Here is a 19,518-nt window from a genome sequence, read left to right on the forward strand (position 1 = left end):
TTGCCGGTGGCAGTAATCATTTACCGAGTAGCGGCATGCTCCGGCAAATAATTCTGCCAGGTCCGGATGGTACCGTTTTCACAAATAGTGGATATGGGTCATACAAGTTTTTTTAAAAGAAACGTGGAATCGAATTCAGGTTAAACGTCAACCAAAATAAAATCCATTCTCTATATTTTATTTTTTTTGTTTTCTAAAAATGCACTACATTATTTTAACTGATTTGTTTAGCAAATCCTATTTAGCTGTGCAGCTGGTGATACCCCTGAAAAACCGCTTTACGGGAGATAATAAAGTACCTGCCTCCACTTACCACCACCGCATCATATTTGATATTCCGGGAGATATACCGCATCTTGTGCGGGGACTGGTTGCGTTGCTACAGACGGGTTGATGTCTATGCTGACCTACGCAGCTGTTACCCACTCATTGATCTGATCATTTTAAAAACTGTTGCTACCGATGTCATTAACGATTACCGGCTATTCTACTGCTTTGTTTGCCACCTGGTATTTTGTGGAAGAACTGGGGCTGCTGTTCGATGCCGGCGATGGATTATCCGCCGCATTGCTGCAGAAAAGCAGGAAAATCAACCAGGTATTTATTTCGCATGCCGACCGGGATCACCTGACGGGATTGTTGCAATTGAATCAGTTGAATGCACGTACAGGCTTTCCCGTTATCTACTACCCGAAAGACAGCCAATCCTTTCCGGCAATGGCTGAATTTGTGGCCCGTTTTGATCCGCATACCGGCGGCACTGTCTGGCAACCGGTAGCTGCGGCCACCGACATCCGGCTGCGCGATGATCTGCTGGTCAGAACCTTCCGGAACGGGCATGTAGTAGTGCCGGATACGGTTACTAAAAGCCTGAGTTATCAGGTTATTCAGACAAAGAAAAAACTGAAACCAGCATACCTGCATTTAAGCGGGGAAGAAATCCGAAGAATAGGCGAAGAACAGGGAAAAGAAAGTCTGAGTACCATCGTGGAAACGAAACTGCTGGGGTATTCCGGCGATACGCCGGTGGAATCTCCGGAACGATGGGATCATACAGAAATCCTGATTCATGAAGCTACTTTCCTGGGTGGCCGGGAAGATGCCGGTATACACGCACATGGCAATAAACACAGTACCTTGGAGGAAGTTATGGAAATGGTGAGTGGCATCCACCTCCAAACACTCATCCTTGGACATTTTTCTTCCCGCTATACTCCGGAGCAGATAGACCGGCATATCCGGCAGCTTTGTGATAAATATGCCATCAATATTCCGGTACACCGCATTTTACCGGGGCAGACGGTCACGGATATCCTGCATACACAGCCCGTTAATCAATAGCAAGGGCGTAGGATACCGCCCTATAACCGTATTTTCTCCCGGTAATCAGGTATATTCCGGGGGATGGTATGGATGTTAACCCGATTTTATGCAATTTTACAGGGCGAATGCAGCCGGATGTATCCGGATATGCCTATTGTTTTTAAATGAATCAATATCCTGCGTAATTGTCTGTAATGAAGCGATTTTCTTTTTTCCTATACCTGGTATTAAGTGGGGCTGCTACCAGCTACGCACAAACACGTGCTTCTACCTGGAATCTGCAACCAGGCGAAAGCCGGTACATTTTTACCGATACGGCTTATGTGCGTACCGGCCCTGACACTCGTCAAACGATTGCGGACACGCTGTTTGCCGGCGATGAAATCATTGTCCGGGAGATACTGGAGAAACCCCTGGCCCTGAAAGGTTTTACCGCCCCCTGGCTACAGATCAGCTACAAAAAAGACAGTGTAGAAAAAAATGGTTTTCTCTGGCAGGGACTTGTTTCCCTCACACCCCTGCGGCGGGGAGATATCCGTTTTATATTTGGTATCGACCGACGTTTTACTAAAACCTATCAGGATAACGGCGTGCCTTATGAAGCCAGCGAAATCCTGATCAGGCTGAAAGCCGTGACGGGTGGTACTTCCATTCACAGTGCGGAGTTTCGCATCACTGATGAGGAAACCCTGAATTATACCGACGGGCGTATCATGAGTGGTTTAGGACTTACCAATGTCAGAAACATTATTGTACTCACTTTCAGCGGAGCTGCCTGCGGCATTCCCACGAATCATTATTACTTTGCCTGGCTGCAGGACAACCGGCTGGTAAGACTGCCCGGGCGGACAGATGAGTCAGATGCAGGCGTGTATTATCATGAAGAACGGTTTGTATTTCCGGCCGAAAAAGGCGGGCAGCCAGACCAGATTATTCTCAATATAGAAGATGCCTCTAATGAAGACGAGAAAGTAGATAAGACCGGCAATCCCATCTATATCATCAAAAAGAGCCAGCAACGATTTGGCTGGAACGGGGGCAACGGTACTTTTGGGCCGCTGCCATAGGGGCAGGTACCTTTGAAAGCATAGTTTTTATTTAACCATCATCAGCACTGCCGCAAAAAAGTACAGTCATGGTGACCGATAATGATGTATATGAAACAGTTTTTTTTCTTCCTGTGTCTTGGATTAGGCTGGGGAGCAGCTACACAGGCACAGGAGATCAGTTATATGTGGCAAATACAGGCAGGCGATAGCCGGTATGTTTTTACCGATACGGCTTATGTGCGCACCGGCGCCGATACCCGGCAGGCGATTGCGGATACGTTGTTTGCCGGCGATGAAATCACCATCCGGGAAATAACGGATAAACCCCTGACCTTAAAAGGTTTTACGGCGCCGTGGTTACAAATCACCTATAAAAAAGACAGCGTGGAGAAAACCGGGTTCCTGTGGCAGGGATTAATTTCCTTTACCCAGATGCGCCGGGGAGATACCCGTTTTGTGTTTGGTGTAGACAGGCGTTTTGTGAAAACCGTCAAAGAAGGCGGAGAAACATACGAGGAAAGTGAATACCTGATCAAGCTGAAAGCTGTGGTAGCCGGACAATTGCTCTCCGCGATGCAACGCCGCGGTGGTGGCGACGGGAGTTTCAGCTATGCAGAGAGCAAGGTGATGAGCGGCCTGGGTCTGACCAACGTAAAAAACATTGTGGTACTGACACTGAGCGGAGAAGCCTGCGGGGTGCCCACCAATTATTTTTATTATGCCTGGATGAACGACAACCGGTTGGTAGCATTGCCGGATAGATCAGATGTCGGAGATGCAGATGTATACTATCATTCAGAGAAGTTTCTGTTCCCGGCTGAAAAAGGCGGACAACCCGATCAGATTTTGCTGACGATCGAAGAAGGAACGAATGAAGATGATAAAAGAGATAAGGCTGGCAACGCCATCATGACGATTAAAAAAAGCAGTAAACAATATACCTGGGATGGTACCAGCGGCACATTCCGCGCCTTACCCTGATACCACCCACAGGGTATACGTTGGGGTTAGAAACTATATCCAACTGTGAAAGCGGCTGTCTGGTTAAAAATCTGCCATTGTTGCTGGGCAGCCGCGTTTTCTATAATAGGCACAAATCCACGCATATAACGCACGCCGATGTTAATACCCAAAGGGAATTCATATTCCAGTCCGGCTGCCAGTCCTGCATCAAATTTATGGCTGTACTTATTATCCGCGGTAGCGGTGCCATAAAGTGATTTATCCGTATAGGTGTTCCCGTTATCATCCCTGCGTTGCAGCGAAGCCGTCAGCAGCATGCTGATAAAAGGTCCTGCAAATACCTGGAATCCTTTGTAATGAAAGGTAGGGCTGGCAGGAAACAGGTCTATAGACTGGCGGCGGAAGGGACTGTTGTAGGCCGGATGGGTGTCATCCGCCAGTTGCAATTGTACCCGTCGCAGGCTGTAGAAGAGCTCCTGTTTCAGCCAGCAATATTTACTGAATTGATGGTTGAGGGAGACGCCGATTTGTATACCGGTTTGTTTGCTGGTAGCGCCGCCGGTAGACAGGCTATCGATCATTCCTCCGGTCAGGCCGGCCTGATTGATGCCGGCTTTGATGCCAAAGGAAAGGTTGCTTTGCTGTGCCCGCACGGTGATGTGTAACAACAGGCACAGGCTGCACGTAATGATATATTTCATACTTACTGACGTTATGGTTAAAAGTTAATATCCCAGATGCCTGCGGCCCTTTCCAGCTCCACCAGCGCCGCTGCATAGTTATACAACGTTTCATAGTAGCTTTGCTGCGTTTCATTGTAGGTACGCTGTGCGTTTAACACTTCGAGCAGCGTGGTTTCTCCGCGGCTGTAGCTGTATTTTTTTCCTTCCAATACCTGTTGGGCATCTGCCAGCAGTCCTGTTTTAAACTGACGTACCTGTTGCCCGGCGGCGTAATAGTTGATGCTGGCCTGTCTGACTTCCTGTTGTATTTGTACCACCGTTTGTTCATATACCACATCTGCCTGTAGTACGCCATAGGTGGCGGCTTTCAGCTCTCCGGGATTGCGGTTGGAAAATTTCAGGGGAATGGAGATGCCCGCAGTTACGGCAGTAGTAGACGGCGTAGGGGCTACCACGTTACGTACCACGGCATTATTACCTACGCCGGCGGTCAGGCCCAGATCCAGCACCCTGTTGGCTTTCGCCAGTTGCAGCGCATCTTTGGCGGTCTGCCGGCTTTTACGTGCTGCCAGCAAGTCTGCCCGGTTGTTCAGGGCAGCGGTGAGCAATGCTGCCAGGTCGAAGTGCCGTTCAAATCCGCTGAAATCGCCAGTGGGCTGGTATAGCGTATCAGCAGGCGCTTTGCCCAGCAGCGTGCTGAGTTGCAATAAAGCCGTTTGGCGGCCGGCGTCGCCTTCGTACACCTCATTACGCATGGCAGCCGCTTCCAGCCGGCTTTGCCGGGCATCTATCGCCGTGATGGCGCCCAGCTTAAAACGGATGCTGTCTGCATCGGCAATGCCCTGCATACTTTGGTAGGAATTATACCGTACTTCATAGATAGCCTGTTGTTTCAGGGCGTTGAGATAATCCAGGGTAGCATTGGCCCGGAGTTGCCGGAAATAATCTGTCAGCAGGGCTTGGGCCATTTCTTCCTGGCTGGTGGCGAGGTGTATGCGCGCCCGGCGTTTACCGCCCAGTTCCAGCGTCCAGCCTAATTCGGCGGTGAAGCCGTAACCCATTTTCATGCGGCGCTGACCATTATCTACAGCCCCCATGGATAACTGTGGGTCCGGGAAGATTTTAGCGGCGGTTGTATTCGCCGTTGCCATAGCTACATTGTATTGTTCTGCGGCATAGCCCAGGTTATGCTGGCCAACGCCTTGCAGAAAGCTGTCGTAAGTCAGTGGTATACGGATAAACGAAGTCGCTGTTTGTGCGGAAGTCTGTAAACCGGCTGCCAGGCAGCCGATCAGGAACAGGGGAGTCATTTTCTTTTTCATGCAGTAGTGGTTTTGTCGGTGGTACGCCCCCATTTATTTTCCATCAGGTAATACAGCGCCGGTAATACAAAGAGCGTCAGCGCGGTGGCGGTGAATAGTCCGTATACAATGACGGTAGCGAGTGGTCTTTGCACATCGGAACCGATGCCGGTGGCGAGAGAGGCCGGGAGTAATCCCAGTACGGCTACCGTAGCCGTCATCAGTACCGGCCGGAAACGATCGGCCGCACCCCGCAGTACCGCATCCAGGAGGACTATTCCCTGTTGCCGCAGTTCATTGATGCGGGCAATCATGAGCACCCCGTTTTGTATGGCTACGCCAAACAAGGCGATGAAACCTACTGCAGAGGAGACGTTGAGGGTCATACCCCGTACATTCAATGCCAGCATACCGCCGAACAGCGCCAGGGGTACAATGCAGAGGATAAGGCCTGCCTGCCGGAACTGACCGAAGGCGCCATACAGCAGGATAAACATCACCGCCAGTGCCAGCGGCACGATCACGGCCAGCCGGGAATAGGCGCGGTGCTGGTTTTCAAACTGCCCGCCCCATTTGATGGAGAAATGTGCGTGATCGTACGTCACTTCTTTTTCAATTTTTGTCTGTGCTTCCTGCAGGAAAGAAGTGAGGTCTTTCCCACGGAGATTCAGGCGTACCGTCAGGTGCCGTTTATTCATTTCCCGGGTGATGGTACTTTCGCCCGTTGCTGTTTTAACGGTAGCAATCTGCGATAGGGGAATACTGGCGCCGGTAGCGGAAGTGAGCATCAGGTTGGCGATTTTTTCCGGCGTATTCCTGCTTTCTTCCGTGTAGCGGCAGATCACATCATACACTTTGTTACCGATGAATACCTGAGAGATGCCCTTGCCGCCGATCGCCACTTCAATCAACTCACTCACATCGGCTACGTTTAAGCCGTAACGGGCTACGGCGGCACGGTCTACCTGTACCTGCAGCTGCGGCAGTGGCGGTTCCTGGTCAATGGCCAGGTCTGCTGCACCGGGTACTTTTTTCAGGGTGTTCAGTACTTCTTCTGCCAGCCGCCGGGTGTTTTTGAAATCGTCGCCATAAATTTTTACGACCAGTTCACTGTGGGCGCCGGCTATTTTATCCATCACACCATCCATCATCGGTTGACTGAAACCTACCGTATAACCTGGCATGGCAGCGTATTCGGCGGACAGGGCTTCAATCAGTTTTTCTTTGGTCTGACCGGCCGGCCATTCCCGATAGGGTTTAAGACCGATGCTGCATTCAAAGTGAGAAGGTGTCCATGCGTCGGTGCCGTCGTCATTACGGCCCGCTTGTACCATCATGTAGGTGACTTCCGGATGTGTCATGGTTTTACGACGCAGCTGCTCACTCATCTCTTTGGATTTTTCCAGGGAGATACCGGGCGGCAGGGATACCTGCAGCCAGATGGAGCCTTCATCCAGCGAGGGTAGAAAGTCTTTGCCTACTGTGAGGGTCAGTACAGCTGCTGCTGCCAGTATCATACCCAGTGGCAGAAAAACCCTTTTAGGCGCCGCCATGATTTTTCGGATACGGCTGTTATAGGCAGCCGTGAGTTTTTCCAGCCACCGGTTATGATATATTTTCTGTGGTTTACGGTAAATGACATACGCCAGGCCCGGGATGAGCAAGAGGGCTACCAGTAAGGCGCCGAGGAGCGCATAACCCACTGTGAAGGCCATTGGCGTAAATAATTTCTTCTCCACTCTTTCAAAGGCAAAGAGTGGCAGGTAAGCAGTAATGATGATGATGGTGGCAAAGAAAATGGGCCGGGCTACTGCCATCACCAGTTCTCCTACCGTGTGTTCCTGCAGTGTCGCCGTTTCATCTTCTTCCCGCTTTTTAAGAATGGTTTCCATCATCACAATAGCCCCGTCGACAATGATACCGAAGTCAATGGCGCCCAGCGATAACAGGTTGGCCGGGATGTGGGTAAAGTGCATGAGAATAAAGGCAATGAGCAGCGCGATGGGAATGGTAATGGCTACCAGCAAAGCGCCGCGCCAGCTGCCCAGGAATATAATGAGTACAACAATCACCAGCGCCATGCCTTCCAGCAAGGTATGGGATACGGTGTTGAGGGTACTGTCTACCAGGCTGGTACGGTCCAGAAAGGGGTGGATCTTCACACCGGCCGGCAGCCCGCCGTTGTTAAGGGCATCTACGGCCTCATTAATGCCCTTTAATACATCAGAGGGAGGTTGGTGTTTCAGGAGCAATACAATGCCTTCTATGCTCTCCGGATAGTTTCTTTTGCGGTCGGTATAACCCAGCATCCCTTTCCGTTCCAGGTGGCCGTATTTCAGCCGGCCTATATCGCGGAGGTATACGGGAACGCCATTGACACTTTTCACGACTACATCGCCCAGTCCTTCCAGGGAGGTCACGAGGCCAATACCGCGTACAACATAACCCAGATCGCCGCGGGTGAGTACACTGCCGCCGGTGTTGGCGTTGTTTTTTTCTATGGTGGCGGTAACATCTCCCAGAGAGAGATGATACTGCTCGAGTTTACGGGGATCCAGTTCTACCTGGTACTGCGTGGTAATACCGCCGAAGTTGGTCACATCTGCTACGCCGGGCACCTGTTTGATCCGGGGGATGATGACCCAGTTTTGCAGGTCGGTCAGTTCCCGCAGATCATGCTGATTGCTTTCAATGATGTAGCGGAAAATTTCACCGGTAGGAGAGGTGAGCGGGTCCAGTCCGGGCGTAGCGCCATAGGGAAGCGTTACTTCGTTGAGCCGTTCCTGTACCCGCTGCCTGCTCCAGTAGTCTTCCGTGCCGTCTTCAAACACAATCGTCACCATCGACAGGCCGAAAGTACTTTTGCTGCGCATCACATGCATGCCCGGCATGCCGTTGAGCGCTTTTTCAATAGGGATAGTAATCTGTTGTTCTACTTCTTCGGCAGCGAGGCCTGGTACCTGCGTCACCACCTGCGAAGTAACATCGGCAATATCCGGATACGCTTCAATGGCGAGTTGTTTCCAGGAATAATAGCCGAAAAATGCCAATAGGATAAAGAGCGCCATAAAAAGCCAGCGCTTTTGTACGGCCGTAAATATGATTTTCTTCATGAATGCTGTTTTGAATAGATCCGTATTATTTTGCTTCCAGGAGATAGAAGCCACCTTCGGCTACAATCTGTTCACCGCCCTGCAGGCCGGCCGTGATCACTACTTCGTTGCCGCTGGTACTGCCGGTGGTGACGGAGCGGCGGATGTACTTACCAGGTGCGGTGCATACAAATACAAAGCTTTGCTCATTGAGCTGCAGGAGTGCTTTCGCCGGCACCATCACGGCTTTTGTTGGCGTGGCGGTAAAGTCAACGGTGACGTACATACCGGGTTTCAGCGTATGGTCTGCATTGGAGCAGGCAATCAATACCTGTACGCTGCGGGTTTCTTCATCCACGATTTCATTGATGTGGTAGATATTGCCTTTGATATGTTTTTCCGGCAGTGCCGCTATGGCTATTTCACAGGCATCCAGGGTTTTGATCAGGCGCAGGTCTTTTTCCTTTACCTGACCGGCTACCCATACGTCCGATAACTCCGCAACGGTGGCTACACTGGCGGCATCGTCCTTAATGAATTGTCCGACCACAATTTTATTGTCAATGATTTCGCCACGGATCGGGGCGTATACGGTTAAGGGTTGTCCGAGTGACAGTTTTTCCGGCACTGCTTTAAAGATGCGGATGCCGGCTGTTGCATTTTCCAGTTCCTTTTTCGCGATGTCGAAAGCGGTGCCGGCTTCTTCCAGGTCTTTCTGACTGGTCACGCCATGCTTCATCAGGTCTTGTTGCCGGTTGAAGGTTTGTTGTGCCAGCTGGTACTGGGATCTGGCCTGAAAGTATTGTTTCTGTGCCTCGATGAAATCCGGCGAACTGATTTCAAACAAAGGCGTGGCCGGTGTAACGGTCATGCCTAAACGCGTAAAGGAACGCAGTATCCTGCCCGGAAAGGGCGGCGCAATTTCCGCGTACTGGGTAGGAATCGCTTTCACAGTACCCGCTGTTTGCAACTGCAGCTGGTAAGGCCGGGCGGTAATGGTCACCAGTTTGAGCTTATGCTGCAGGGCAGCCTGCTGTTGCACGGTGATCGTGTCTCCCTGTATGGTATATTCCTGGCTGTCTGTAGCCGGTTGTTTACTGTGGCAGGCGGCCATCATGGCGGCGATACCGGTATAGCGTACAATTTGTTTCATGTGCAGGAGATGAACAGGTGGTGTTATAGCCATTGATTGAATTTTTTAATAAACCAGACTTTGACAGTTTGCGTGAGCAGACAATACGCCAGCAGGATAGCGGCCAGCCAGGGGAAATAGCTGAGTGGCAGCGGTTGCATCTTAAGCGTGGCGGCAAAAGGGGAGAACGGGATGAAGACGCCGATGGCGATGATGAGCAGCGTTAATACAGTTACCGGTAAAGCGGCACTGCTTTGCAGGAATGGTATTTTCCGGGTACGGATCATATGTACGATCAGTGTTTGCGATAACAGTCCTTCCACGAACCAGCCGGATTGAAACAGGCTTTGCTGCGCCGGTGTAGCGGCTTTGAATACAAAGAACAACAGGGCAAAAGTGGCATAGTCAAATAAAGAGCTGACCGGACCTATACACAGCATGAACCGCCGGATGCCGGAGGCATCCCATTTACGGGGCTGCTCCAGGTAGTCAGCATCCATCCGGTCCCAGGGAATGGTGATCTGAGAGATATCGTACAACAGGTTCTGCACCAGCAGCTGTATGGGCAGCATAGGGAGGAAAGGCAGGATGATACTGGCTCCCAGCATGCTGAACATATTGCCGAAATTGCTGCTGGCGGTCATCTTGATGTACTTGATGATATTGCCGAAAGTACGGCGGCCGTATATCACGCCTTTGCGTAATACCATCAGGTCTTTTTCCAGCAGGATGATATCCGCGCTTTCTTTGGCAATGTCGGTAGCGGTATCTACAGAGATGCCTACATCCGCATCTTTCAGGGCAGGGGCGTCATTGATGCCGTCGCCCATGAAGCCAACGGTATGACCGGCTGCCTGCAGGAGTTTTACCACCCGGCTTTTTTGTGCCGGACTCAGTTTGGCAAATATGCTGGTATCGTGTAGTCGTTCCCGTAATACCTCATCACTGTATTGCTCCAGTTCCTGTCCGAGGATAATTTTCTGCACGGGAATCCCTACTTCGCGGCATATCTTGGCCGTCACAATTTCATTGTCGCCGGTTAGTACTTTTACATCCACGCCCAGCTGCCGCAGCGCGGTAATCGCCGGTTTGGCAGATGGTTTGGGCGGGTCCAGGAATCCAATGAAGCCGGTGAGTACCAGCTCACTTTCATCGGCCACGCTGTAGGTCAGGGCGCGGGAGTCGAACTCGCGGATGGCCACCAGTATCACCCGCAGGCCTTCTTCGTTCAGCCGGCGGGAGGTATCGCGTACAATGCGCCGCATGGTATCATCCATGGGAATGATGTGGTCATTTTCTATATGCAGTTGCCGGTTGTTGCCGGGATCAAAACTATGGGTACACAGGTCGAGCATTTCTTCTACGGCCCCTTTGCAGATGAGCAGGTGCCGGCCGTTCTGCTGGCGCAGGATCACAGACATGCGACGGCGCTGGAAGTCGAACGGAATTTCATCGGCTTTCTGAAACAGTTCTTCCACTTTCAGGTAGTCGTGCAGGTCGGCATGTTCCAGGATCGCCACGTCCAGCAGGTTTTTCAGGCCGGTTTGGTGAAAGCTGTTGAGATAGGCCCATTTCAATACTTCATCATCTTCCACCCCAAATACATTCAGGTGTCTTTCCAGGATGATTTTATCCATGGTGAGTGTACCGGTTTTATCAGTACATAACACATTCATGGCGCCGATATTCTGGATGGCATTCAGCCGTTTTACAATCACTTTGCGTTTGCTCATGTTCACGGCGCCTTTGGCCAGGTTGGCCGTCACAATCATGGGCAGCATTTCCGGCGTGAGGCCTACTGCTACGGCGATGGCAAAGAGCAAGGCTTCCAGCCAGTTGCCTTTGATGAGGCCATTGATCACGAAGATGAGTGGCACCATGACCAGCATAAAGCGGATGAGCAGCCAGCTGACACTGTTGACGCCTTTATCAAAACTGGTTTCCGCCCGTTTGCCGGTGACCGACTGACTAATGTTACCGAAACACGTTTCCCGGCCGGTATTCACCACAATGGCCGTAGCGCTGCCACTCACCACATTGGTGCCCATAAAACAGGTGTTCTCCAGATCAAACAACGATTGCCCGGGAGACACAGTGATCGCAGTGTCTCTTTTTTCCACGGGCAGGGCTTCCCCGGTGAGTACTGCCTGACTGATGAACAGATCTTTGGCGTGAATGATCCGGCAGTCTGCCGGTACCATATCGCCGGCGGAGAGATAGATAATATCACCCGGTACGATGCCTTTGATATCGATTTCTTTTTTACCGGTTACCTGCCGTAATACCAGGGCGGTAGTTGTCACCATTTTCTTTAGCTGTTCAGCAGCCTTATTACTTCTGAATTCCTGCCAGAAACGCAATAAGGAGCTGATCAGCACCATCACCGTAACTACGGTGACGGTTTTGTAGTCACGATCGCCTGCACCGGCCAGCAATACATCGGTGAGCAGCGAAATAAGGGCAATAACAAACAACACCGCAATAAACGGATTGATAAAGGCATGCCACAGCTGTATATACCAGGCCGGCGTGCGTTCGTGAATGACTTCATTGGCGCCGGTTATTTTGAGACGTTCCTGTACCTGCGTAGGTGTAAGGCCGGCTTCTTTGCTGTGCAGCTGCAAAAAGCAGAGGGACAGGTCGGCGGCAGCAGCGGCTTTCAGCCGGGCCATCGCAGGGGTATCTCCTTCATGGGTCACACGTTCCATGGGAAATGGCATACGTTTGCCGGTTTTACGGGTGGTGATGCTGATCATAGCATTACATTATTTTTTCTTGTTGGAATAGTAGCATCCTTTTAGCACGATGCCTGTCAGCAAGAGCGATAAGAGGATGATCACTGTTTTCAGCGGAACAATATTGTTGGCGGGATGCCGCCACCAGTAAACATTTAAGTCAATGATTACGGTGAGCAGGAATACCACGGAAATAATATTCAGCCAGCGGTTAAAATGCTGCATCTGATGAAATATTACAGATCGGTTTGTTGCCCGACGACTTCCCACTTTACTTTCGTTACATCCTGTTCTACGGTTAAACGGCTGGCTGCTTTTTCCATCAGCTGATCCTGTGGCGTAGCAGCGGTTATCTCGGCTGTGATGATAGCATAGGCCGGGTCGCCGTTTTCGCTGCTGGTAATAGATCGCAGCAATAGTTTATCATCGCCGCCCAGGTGTTGCATCAGCAATACCCGGATATGATTCTCCGCTTTTTCTTTACAACGGATGGTAAAGAGATAGGCCGTCACTGTATTGGCCGATTTGCGGAAAGCCGGTTTGCTGAGGGTAGATCCCAGTGGCCGCAGCAGCAGGTGCGCCAGTATGATGGCAGCTGCTACAATACCGGCTTCCGGGAGTAATCCCATGCCGCTCAACGACCCTACTGCGGCAGAACACCAGATGGTGGCGGCCGTGTTTAATCCTTGTACGGAAAGGCCGTCTTTCATGATCACACCGGCGCCCAGGAAACCAATGCCGCTGATGATATAGGAAGCTACCCGGCCGGTAGCTTCCCCGCCTATCCGGATCGATAACAGGATGTAGGCGGCAGCACCGAGCGAGACCAGGGTGTTGGTACGCAGGCCGGCGCTTTTCTGCCGCCATTGCCGTTCTACACCGATGATGGCGCCCAGCAGCAAGGCAACCGCCAGCCGGGTGGTAAATTCAAAGATGGTAAGCATGACGGAGGTTCCTCTTTTTTTTCAGTTGGCGGTATTTGAATTTGATTTGCAGATGAGTGGCCGTATAAGGATTACTGATCGTCCATATACGTACGGGTATAGTAATGCCTGGCATACAGTCTGCCCCTAAAGGATAGTGGCTGATGTCTTGCGGTGCTGGGCGTTTGAAAAGAAATTTGAACATAACATCCGGTTTTATTCCCGCTGTTGCGGGAATAGCCGGAGGCGTCCTTACAACAGGCAGGTAGGTGAGTAAATGTGTTTGCGACAACTATGGTAACTGTCCATGTTTGTTTAACTTTTTGATGAATGCTGCATGTGTTAAATGCAGTGCAAAAGTAAAACAGCTCCCCGGAGGAAGCTGTTAGAGACCATATAGAAAATAATTAGAAAATTATTAGAGCGGGGGAAAGCCTTATACGTGGGGCATCTCCACCGTAAAGGTGGTGCCGGCACCTGGTTGGGAAGCAACCTGGATGGTACCTTTATGCAGGAGTACAATTTTTTGGGTAAGCGAAAGGCCAATCCCGTGTCCTTCTGCAAACTGCTTGTTGCCACCCCGGTAAAAGGGCTGGAAAATATGCGGCAGCTCTTCATCCGGAATACCAATACCCGTGTCTGCAAAACGGAGGATGACATTTTTACCGAACCAGGAAATGGCGACCTGGCTTTGCCGGTTGGCAGAGAATTTACAACCGTTTTCCATCAGGTTTACAAAAGCCACTTTCAGCAGATAGGCATTACCGGTGACAGAAATGTAATCATCATTTTCGATCTCCTGTTCAAAGAGAATATTGACTTTATAATCTTCATTGGCTTTGATCACCATCTCCCGGGCATCCAGCAGCAGCTCATCCAGCCGGGTAGTTTTCATGCTGATTTCCCGCTGATCATAACTGGCTTTGGCCAGATTGAGCAGGCCGTTGCTGAGCCGGGCCAGGCGCTGCGCATCCTGCAGGGCGCTGCTGATAGCCTGTTTGTAGGCTTCCTGGCTGCGCTCTTTGGTGAGTGCCAGTTCCAGTTCTGTAATGATGATGGCCAGCGGTGTGCGGAGTTCATGCGATACATTGCTCACAAATTGTTTTTGTGCATCAAAGGAACTTTCCAGGCGGTTCAGCATATGGTTGAAGGTAACAGCCAGTTCCCCTATTTCATCTTTTTCATTGTTTACCGGCAACCTGGAATCCAGGTTGGTGGCGGTAATGTCTTCCACTTTATCCACAATGTCGGCCACCGGTTGCAAGGCTTTGCGGGCAAAGAAGTAACCGATGATAATCGTCAGGATAATGGCGAGGCAGAAAGAAATGATCAGGGTGTACCGGAGGTTCTGTAGTTTGGTAAAGCCATATTCATCCCGCGCTGCTGCCGTGATCACATAATTGCGGCCTTTGAAATGGTAGAGAATACCTACCGCCTGTAATTCGCCCTGGGTAAACTGGATTTCTTTTTCGCGGATGATGTCCTGAATCATTTGCCCGGTTTCCTTGATTTTATCCACGTGTACGGCATCGTGGTATAACAGGTGGAAGGTAGTATCATAAATAGCTACTTCTTCCTGAAAAAGGGCGTTAGGAGAGTTTTTGTAGATCACCTGCAATACTTCCGGTGCTACTTCTGCGCCCAGCAATAAGTTGGCCTTGGTGATAGCTTGCTGCTGCAGGCGTTTGTAGTATTCATCTTCCCGGGTAGCAGCGCTGGACACGTAAATGAAGATGGCAAATGCCAGCAACAACGCTGCAAACAGCAGGGTAAACAGCAAGGTGAGTTTACTACGGATGGTCATATGCTGGTACCTTCTTTAAAGATGAAACCCATGCCACTCCGGGTATGTATCAGTTTCGTATTAAATGCTTTGTCGATCTTCTTCCGCAGGTAATTGATGTATACATCAATGAAATTGGTGCCGGTATCAAAATGGGTGTTCCATACTTTTTCTGCTATTTCCGTGCGGGAGAGTATCCGTTCGGGATTTTGCATCATATATTCCAGGAGCTTGAGTTCTTTGGGAGTAAGGGCTATGTCGGTCTGGCCGCGTTTCACCGTTTTAGTCTGGAGGTTCATTTCGAGATCGGCATATTTCAAAATCGTAGTGGCGCTGACGTGGGTGCCGTTACGTTTTAATAATGCCCGGATGCGTACCAGCAGCTCCCGCATTTCAAAGGGTTTTACGAGGTAGTCATCTGCCCCGGCATCAAATCCTTCTACTTTGTCGTCGGTAGTACCCAATGCCGTTAGCATGATAATCGGCAAGGCAGGTTTAAGTTCCCGGATCTGTTTGCACAGTTCCAGGCCATTGATCTGCGGCAGGATGATATCCATGATAACGGCATCGTAATCGTATTGCAAGGCCAGCTTTTTACCCATCGCACCATCAAAGGCCAGTTCTACAAAAAACTGTTGTTCTTCCAATCCTCTTTTAATCAGATCGGCTACCCGTTGTTCATCTTCTATTACCAATATTTTCACGGATGTTATGTTTACGGCGGTGATGTGGATGCTACAAATGTAACCCTTTTCCTGCAGGCAGCTTAGTAGGCAACCAGTTGCCGGAGGTGGTGTTCCAGGTGAACGAGGTAATCTGTGATCAGAAAATGTATCGTCAGGCTGGTATGTGCGTTGACCTTACAGGGGCGTTGCAGCGCTGTTGCCGGAATGTGTACAATAATGGCTGCCAGGTGCCGGTTGTAGCTTTCCCAAAACTGTAGCAGCTGTTCCAGGTCCAGTTGCTGGTACTGCTGAGCGGCTACCCATTGGTCGCCATCATAGGCGATGACTGGTTCGTTTTCGATAACGGCGCTTACAAAGCGGCGATGATTGTTGGTGGCCGAATCAATCAGGTGTCCGAGGATTTCTTTTTTAGACCATTTGCTGGGAGCCGGACGTTGGGCAAAGGCGGTGGCATCTTCCTGCCGGATGAGGGCAGGAATGGTGTTGCATAAATCATTGAGCCGGTCTGCTACTTGTCTTATTTCCATGTCTGTTGTTTGCAGGCAAAAGTAAGCAAGAATAGGATATCAGGGAGTGCTGATCAGTTGTATACCACTCTTTTTAAATGGTTTAAGTATATCCGATGTGGCGTTGGTGATGAGGGTATGTACCAGGCGAAGGTCTGCAAACTGATAGTAGGTGGCCTTTCCTATCTTGCTGTCGTCGCACAGCAAATAGGTATGCCGGCTTTGTGCAGCCATAGCCAATGTAATGGTGGCTTCTTTTTCACTGTTGGCAAAGAGACCTTTGGGCGTGATACCATCCACCCCCACAAAGGCTTTGGTGGCGTGGTAGCTGGCAATGTGCTGCGTGGCCATTTTTCCGTGTATAGCCTGCCGGGTGGCATCAAATTCACCACCAATAATATTGAGCGATACGTGGCTGTCCTGCAGGGCATAGATAACCGGGATGGAGTTGGTGATCACTTTGATTTTTTTGTTGCGGATGAAAGGACAGAGGCGGAAGACGGTGCTGCCACAGTCGAGGAAAATGATGTCGCCATCCTGAATATCGGCGGCGGCCCGGCGGCAGATGTGGTCTTTGGCTACCTGGTTTACCGCGGCCTTGTTCTGGAACCGGTGCGGCAATTCCGGTTGGTTTACTTTGATGGCGCCGCCATGTGTGCGGCTGAGCATACCGTCTGCTGCCAGTTGGTTCAGGTCTCTTCTGATGGTGATTTCAGCGGTTCCCAGTGTTTGTGCCAGCCCTTTAATGGTGACTTCACCGGTAGCTTCCAGTTGTGCGAGGATCTTTTGTATTCTAATTTGATAATTCATCCGGAATAATTAACTTGTTCAAAAATAATCAAAACTGATCAAAAGTGATCATTTATATGGAACAAATAAATATCCTGAAGACAGACATTCTTTCCGACAACTGGTATACATTGAAGAAAGTAACCTTTGAGCAGATCCGGGCAGATGGTTCCGTGGTGCGGCAGGAGCGGGAAGCGTACGACCGGGGTAATGGTGCGGCCATCCTGTTGTATAATATCGCGCAGCAAACTGTGATCCTGACCCGGCAATTCCGTTTGCCGACTTATATCAACGGTAACGAAACCGGATTTTTAATCGAATGCTGTGCGGGCCTGTTGGATAAGGATAATCCGGAAGCCTGTATCAAAAGAGAAACAGCGGAAGAAACGGGTTATCAGATCAGTGATGTACAGAAAGTATTCGAAGCCTATATGTCGCCGGGATCGGTGACAGAGATCCTGTACTTTTTTGTGGCGGCCTATTCCAAAGAGATGAAAATACATGCCGGTGGCGGGGTGGAAGAGGAAGAAGAAAATATAGAAGTACTGGAGCTACCATTTACGCAGGCACTGGAGATGATAAAAACCGGTGAGATCAAAGATGGTAAAACCATCCTGTTGTTACAATATGCGACCATTCATGGATTGCTGGAACATGCGTCCTGAGGGCAATAGCCGGCAGTAGTTGCTACTGCCGGCTATCGTTATTATTCCAGGATTACTTGCAGGGAATCTGTTTGCAGCCGCTCTTTGAGCCAGGTGGAAAACCGGTTCCGGTTTTGTGGCGTCATTTTTTTGGATACCCTGCCGGTAAATAATACCAATGTATCCTTGCGGGTGGTGCTGGTTTGATGAGCTACCGTATAGGCGAGGGTGTAGTATGTCAGTTCCGGAAACAGGGTGTTGAGTTCTGTCCGGATATCCGGCAACGGCGTATTGATTTTTTCCGGCACAGGTGCCGTAGAATCCGATCGGAGGGTATTTTTAAATACATCTTCCATGATACTGGCTTTTATCTGGGAAAGATCAATCTGTTGTTTGGCATTCAGCCCCTGGTGTAAGGTAAGCGTGGTATTGCCCAGGTGATATATTTTCAGGCGATTGCGGATAGAGTCAATCGTAGCAGGCGATAATTCCTGTCCGAGTAACAACAGGTCGATTTCTTTGTGCTTACCTTTTACATAAAAGTTTTTGTTGATGACCTGCGTATTACTGAAATGAAATTCTGTGTCCACAAATTTCCGGGCATTTGATTCAAACAGACTTCTATCTACTATTTTATAGGCGAGGTAAATACTGGGGCATACCGTGAGCAGCACCAGTATGAGAATGTACCGGTTTACTTTTTTTTCTTTCTCTGCATCCTGGAAAAGTTTTTTGCGGAATTTCAGGAAGCGTACAATCAATACCGTAGAGATACAGATAAACAGGCTGTTGATAAAAAACAGATATAGCGCGCCCAGGAAATAAAGAATATTTCCACTGGCAATACCAAATCCTGCAGTACACAGTGGCGGCATTAAGGCCGTAGCAATCGCTACACCAGGGATAACCGTACCTTTTTCCTTACGGGTGCCGGCAATAATACCGGCGAGGCCGCCCACAAAGGCAATAAACACATCCCATACCGATGGCTGCGTACGGGCCAGTAACTCAGATTGCGCTTCGTGCAGCGGGGTCAGATAAAAATAGATCGCAGAGGTAACGATACTGATCACAGTGGCAATGAGGAGATTCTTCAAGCCTTTTTTAATCAGTTCAATATCGTTGATGCCAATACCCAGTCCTACGCCCATAATCGGCCCCATTAAAGGGGAGATGAGCATGGCGCCGATAATGACAGCCGTTGAATTTACATTCAATCCGATAGAGGCAATCAGGATGGCGAATATCAACGTCCATACATTGATACCCTTGAACTCTACGCCTTTGTTGATGGATTCAATGATGACGCTTTCATCTGCCTTGTCTTCATGCAGATTAAAACGGTCTTTCAGAAAAAAGCTGATGGCCGCCATGATTTCTTTCATATGTTTCCGTGTTTATACTTCCGTAATGTAACCAGCCTGCGTGCGGGCTGTTTGTTTACTGCCGGGCATTCCCAACCGGCTGTATCATCAATTTAATAAAAAAAGAGCATATGGGAATAACTGACCTGTGTAGGAAAATGGATGTGATTGTTTCCTCAGAGAGCTAATGAATATATTACGTATGTGCGTTTCCGTTATATACTGTTTAATATAATAAAAGATGAAAAAGGCAGGAAAATAACTGTATTAATAAAATGTTATTTTATCAGGTTTTTTGCTGATAAATATTGCCCGATAGTCTATGTCGGGAGCCGGGATAGGGAAAGTCGTATACACGCCCCGGTTAGTGCCTTTTTTTGATGTTAAATTATCGTAAGATGATGTCCTATTATCAAATTGACCGAATATTTTTTATTCAGCAAATTAATTTCTACCTTAATTCCCGCATGGCGCCATTTTTGGCAATCGATTGAAAGACCCGCTATCCCGGCATTGACAAAGTACCCGATTTTGTAACCTAAAAA

General features: G+C 49.6%; 17 protein-coding genes. 4 read left to right on the top strand and 13 right to left on the bottom strand.

Annotated elements, in window-relative coordinates; all coding sequences use genetic code 11:
- Positions 1-462: 462 nt before the first annotated feature.
- The 3 genes from OL444_RS11885 (at position 463) to OL444_RS11895 (ending at position 3,353) form a co-directional block, all read left to right on the top strand.
- Positions 463-1,341 carry an MBL fold metallo-hydrolase gene (locus OL444_RS11885; RefSeq protein WP_264732982.1) on the top strand — a complete coding sequence of 293 codons (879 nt, stop codon included), beginning with the start codon at positions 463-465 and terminating at the stop codon, positions 1,339-1,341.
- Between the two features lie 176 nt (positions 1,342-1,517).
- Positions 1,518-2,390: a hypothetical protein gene (locus OL444_RS11890; RefSeq protein ID WP_264732981.1), complete on the top strand. Its 873-nt coding sequence runs from the start codon at positions 1,518-1,520 to the stop codon at positions 2,388-2,390.
- Positions 2,391-2,480: 90 nt separating this feature from the next.
- Positions 2,481-3,353, top strand: coding sequence for an SH3 domain-containing protein (locus tag OL444_RS11895; RefSeq protein ID WP_264732980.1), 873 nt, complete (start codon positions 2,481-2,483; stop codon positions 3,351-3,353).
- A gap of 26 nt (positions 3,354-3,379) precedes the next feature.
- Here OL444_RS11895 and OL444_RS11900 read toward each other — a convergent pair whose 3' ends face one another.
- The 12 genes from OL444_RS11900 to OL444_RS11955 form a co-directional block, all read right to left on the bottom strand.
- Positions 3,380-4,036: a porin family protein gene (locus OL444_RS11900; RefSeq protein ID WP_264732979.1), complete on the bottom strand. Its 657-nt coding sequence runs from the start codon at positions 4,034-4,036 to the stop codon at positions 3,380-3,382.
- Between the two features lie 17 nt (positions 4,037-4,053).
- Positions 4,054-5,340, bottom strand: coding sequence for a TolC family protein (locus OL444_RS11905; protein WP_264732978.1), 1,287 nt, complete (start codon positions 5,338-5,340; stop codon positions 4,054-4,056).
- Positions 5,337-8,432: an efflux RND transporter permease subunit gene (locus OL444_RS11910; protein ID WP_264732977.1), complete on the bottom strand. Its 3,096-nt coding sequence runs from the start codon at positions 8,430-8,432 to the stop codon at positions 5,337-5,339. Before OL444_RS11910 ends, OL444_RS11905 begins: the two co-directional genes overlap by 4 nt.
- A gap of 25 nt (positions 8,433-8,457) precedes the next feature.
- Positions 8,458-9,597 (bottom strand): efflux RND transporter periplasmic adaptor subunit, encoded by a 1,140-nt coding sequence (locus OL444_RS11915; protein ID WP_264732975.1) that lies wholly within the window; start codon positions 9,595-9,597, stop codon positions 8,458-8,460.
- Positions 9,588-12,299 carry a magnesium-translocating P-type ATPase gene (gene mgtA, locus OL444_RS11920; RefSeq protein ID WP_264732974.1) on the bottom strand — a complete coding sequence of 904 codons (2,712 nt, stop codon included), beginning with the start codon at positions 12,297-12,299 and terminating at the stop codon, positions 9,588-9,590. Before mgtA ends, OL444_RS11915 begins: the two co-directional genes overlap by 10 nt.
- A 9-nt stretch (positions 12,300-12,308) precedes the next feature.
- Positions 12,309-12,503, bottom strand: coding sequence for a hypothetical protein (locus OL444_RS11925; protein WP_264732973.1), 195 nt, complete (start codon positions 12,501-12,503; stop codon positions 12,309-12,311).
- An 11-nt stretch (positions 12,504-12,514) separates the two neighbouring features.
- Entirely contained in the window at positions 12,515-13,222 is a 708-nt protein-coding gene (locus tag OL444_RS11930) for an MgtC/SapB family protein (protein ID WP_264732972.1), read from the bottom strand.
- A complete protein-coding gene (locus OL444_RS11935; RefSeq protein WP_264732971.1) occupies positions 13,206-13,406 on the bottom strand; it encodes a hypothetical protein in 201 nt (66 codons plus the stop codon). The genes OL444_RS11930 and OL444_RS11935 overlap by 17 nt, the downstream gene beginning before the upstream one ends.
- A 231-nt stretch (positions 13,407-13,637) precedes the next feature.
- Positions 13,638-15,005 (bottom strand): sensor histidine kinase, encoded by a 1,368-nt coding sequence (locus OL444_RS11940; RefSeq protein ID WP_264732970.1) that lies wholly within the window; start codon positions 15,003-15,005, stop codon positions 13,638-13,640.
- Positions 15,002-15,688 carry a response regulator transcription factor gene (locus OL444_RS11945; RefSeq protein WP_264732969.1) on the bottom strand — a complete coding sequence of 229 codons (687 nt, stop codon included), beginning with the start codon at positions 15,686-15,688 and terminating at the stop codon, positions 15,002-15,004. Before OL444_RS11945 ends, OL444_RS11940 begins: the two co-directional genes overlap by 4 nt.
- 62 nt (positions 15,689-15,750) lie before the next feature.
- Complete coding sequence (locus tag OL444_RS11950; protein WP_264732968.1) at positions 15,751-16,197, bottom strand: DinB family protein; 447 nt, start codon at positions 16,195-16,197, stop codon at positions 15,751-15,753.
- Positions 16,198-16,236: 39 nt separating this feature from the next.
- Entirely contained in the window at positions 16,237-16,986 is a 750-nt protein-coding gene (locus OL444_RS11955) for a DeoR/GlpR family DNA-binding transcription regulator (protein WP_264732967.1), read from the bottom strand.
- A 56-nt stretch (positions 16,987-17,042) separates the two neighbouring features.
- Between OL444_RS11955 and nudK the strand changes: the two genes are divergently transcribed.
- Complete coding sequence (gene nudK / locus OL444_RS11960) at positions 17,043-17,630, top strand: GDP-mannose pyrophosphatase NudK (RefSeq protein WP_264732966.1); 588 nt, start codon at positions 17,043-17,045, stop codon at positions 17,628-17,630.
- A 41-nt stretch (positions 17,631-17,671) separates the two neighbouring features.
- On the opposite strand, the gene OL444_RS11965 is transcribed toward nudK, so the two are convergent.
- Positions 17,672-18,994 (bottom strand): TIGR00341 family protein, encoded by a 1,323-nt coding sequence (locus OL444_RS11965; protein WP_264732965.1) that lies wholly within the window; start codon positions 18,992-18,994, stop codon positions 17,672-17,674.
- Positions 18,995-19,518 lie beyond the last annotated feature (524 nt).

This window comes from Chitinophaga nivalis (assembly GCF_025989125.1).
Taxonomy (GTDB): domain Bacteria; phylum Bacteroidota; class Bacteroidia; order Chitinophagales; family Chitinophagaceae; genus Chitinophaga; species Chitinophaga nivalis.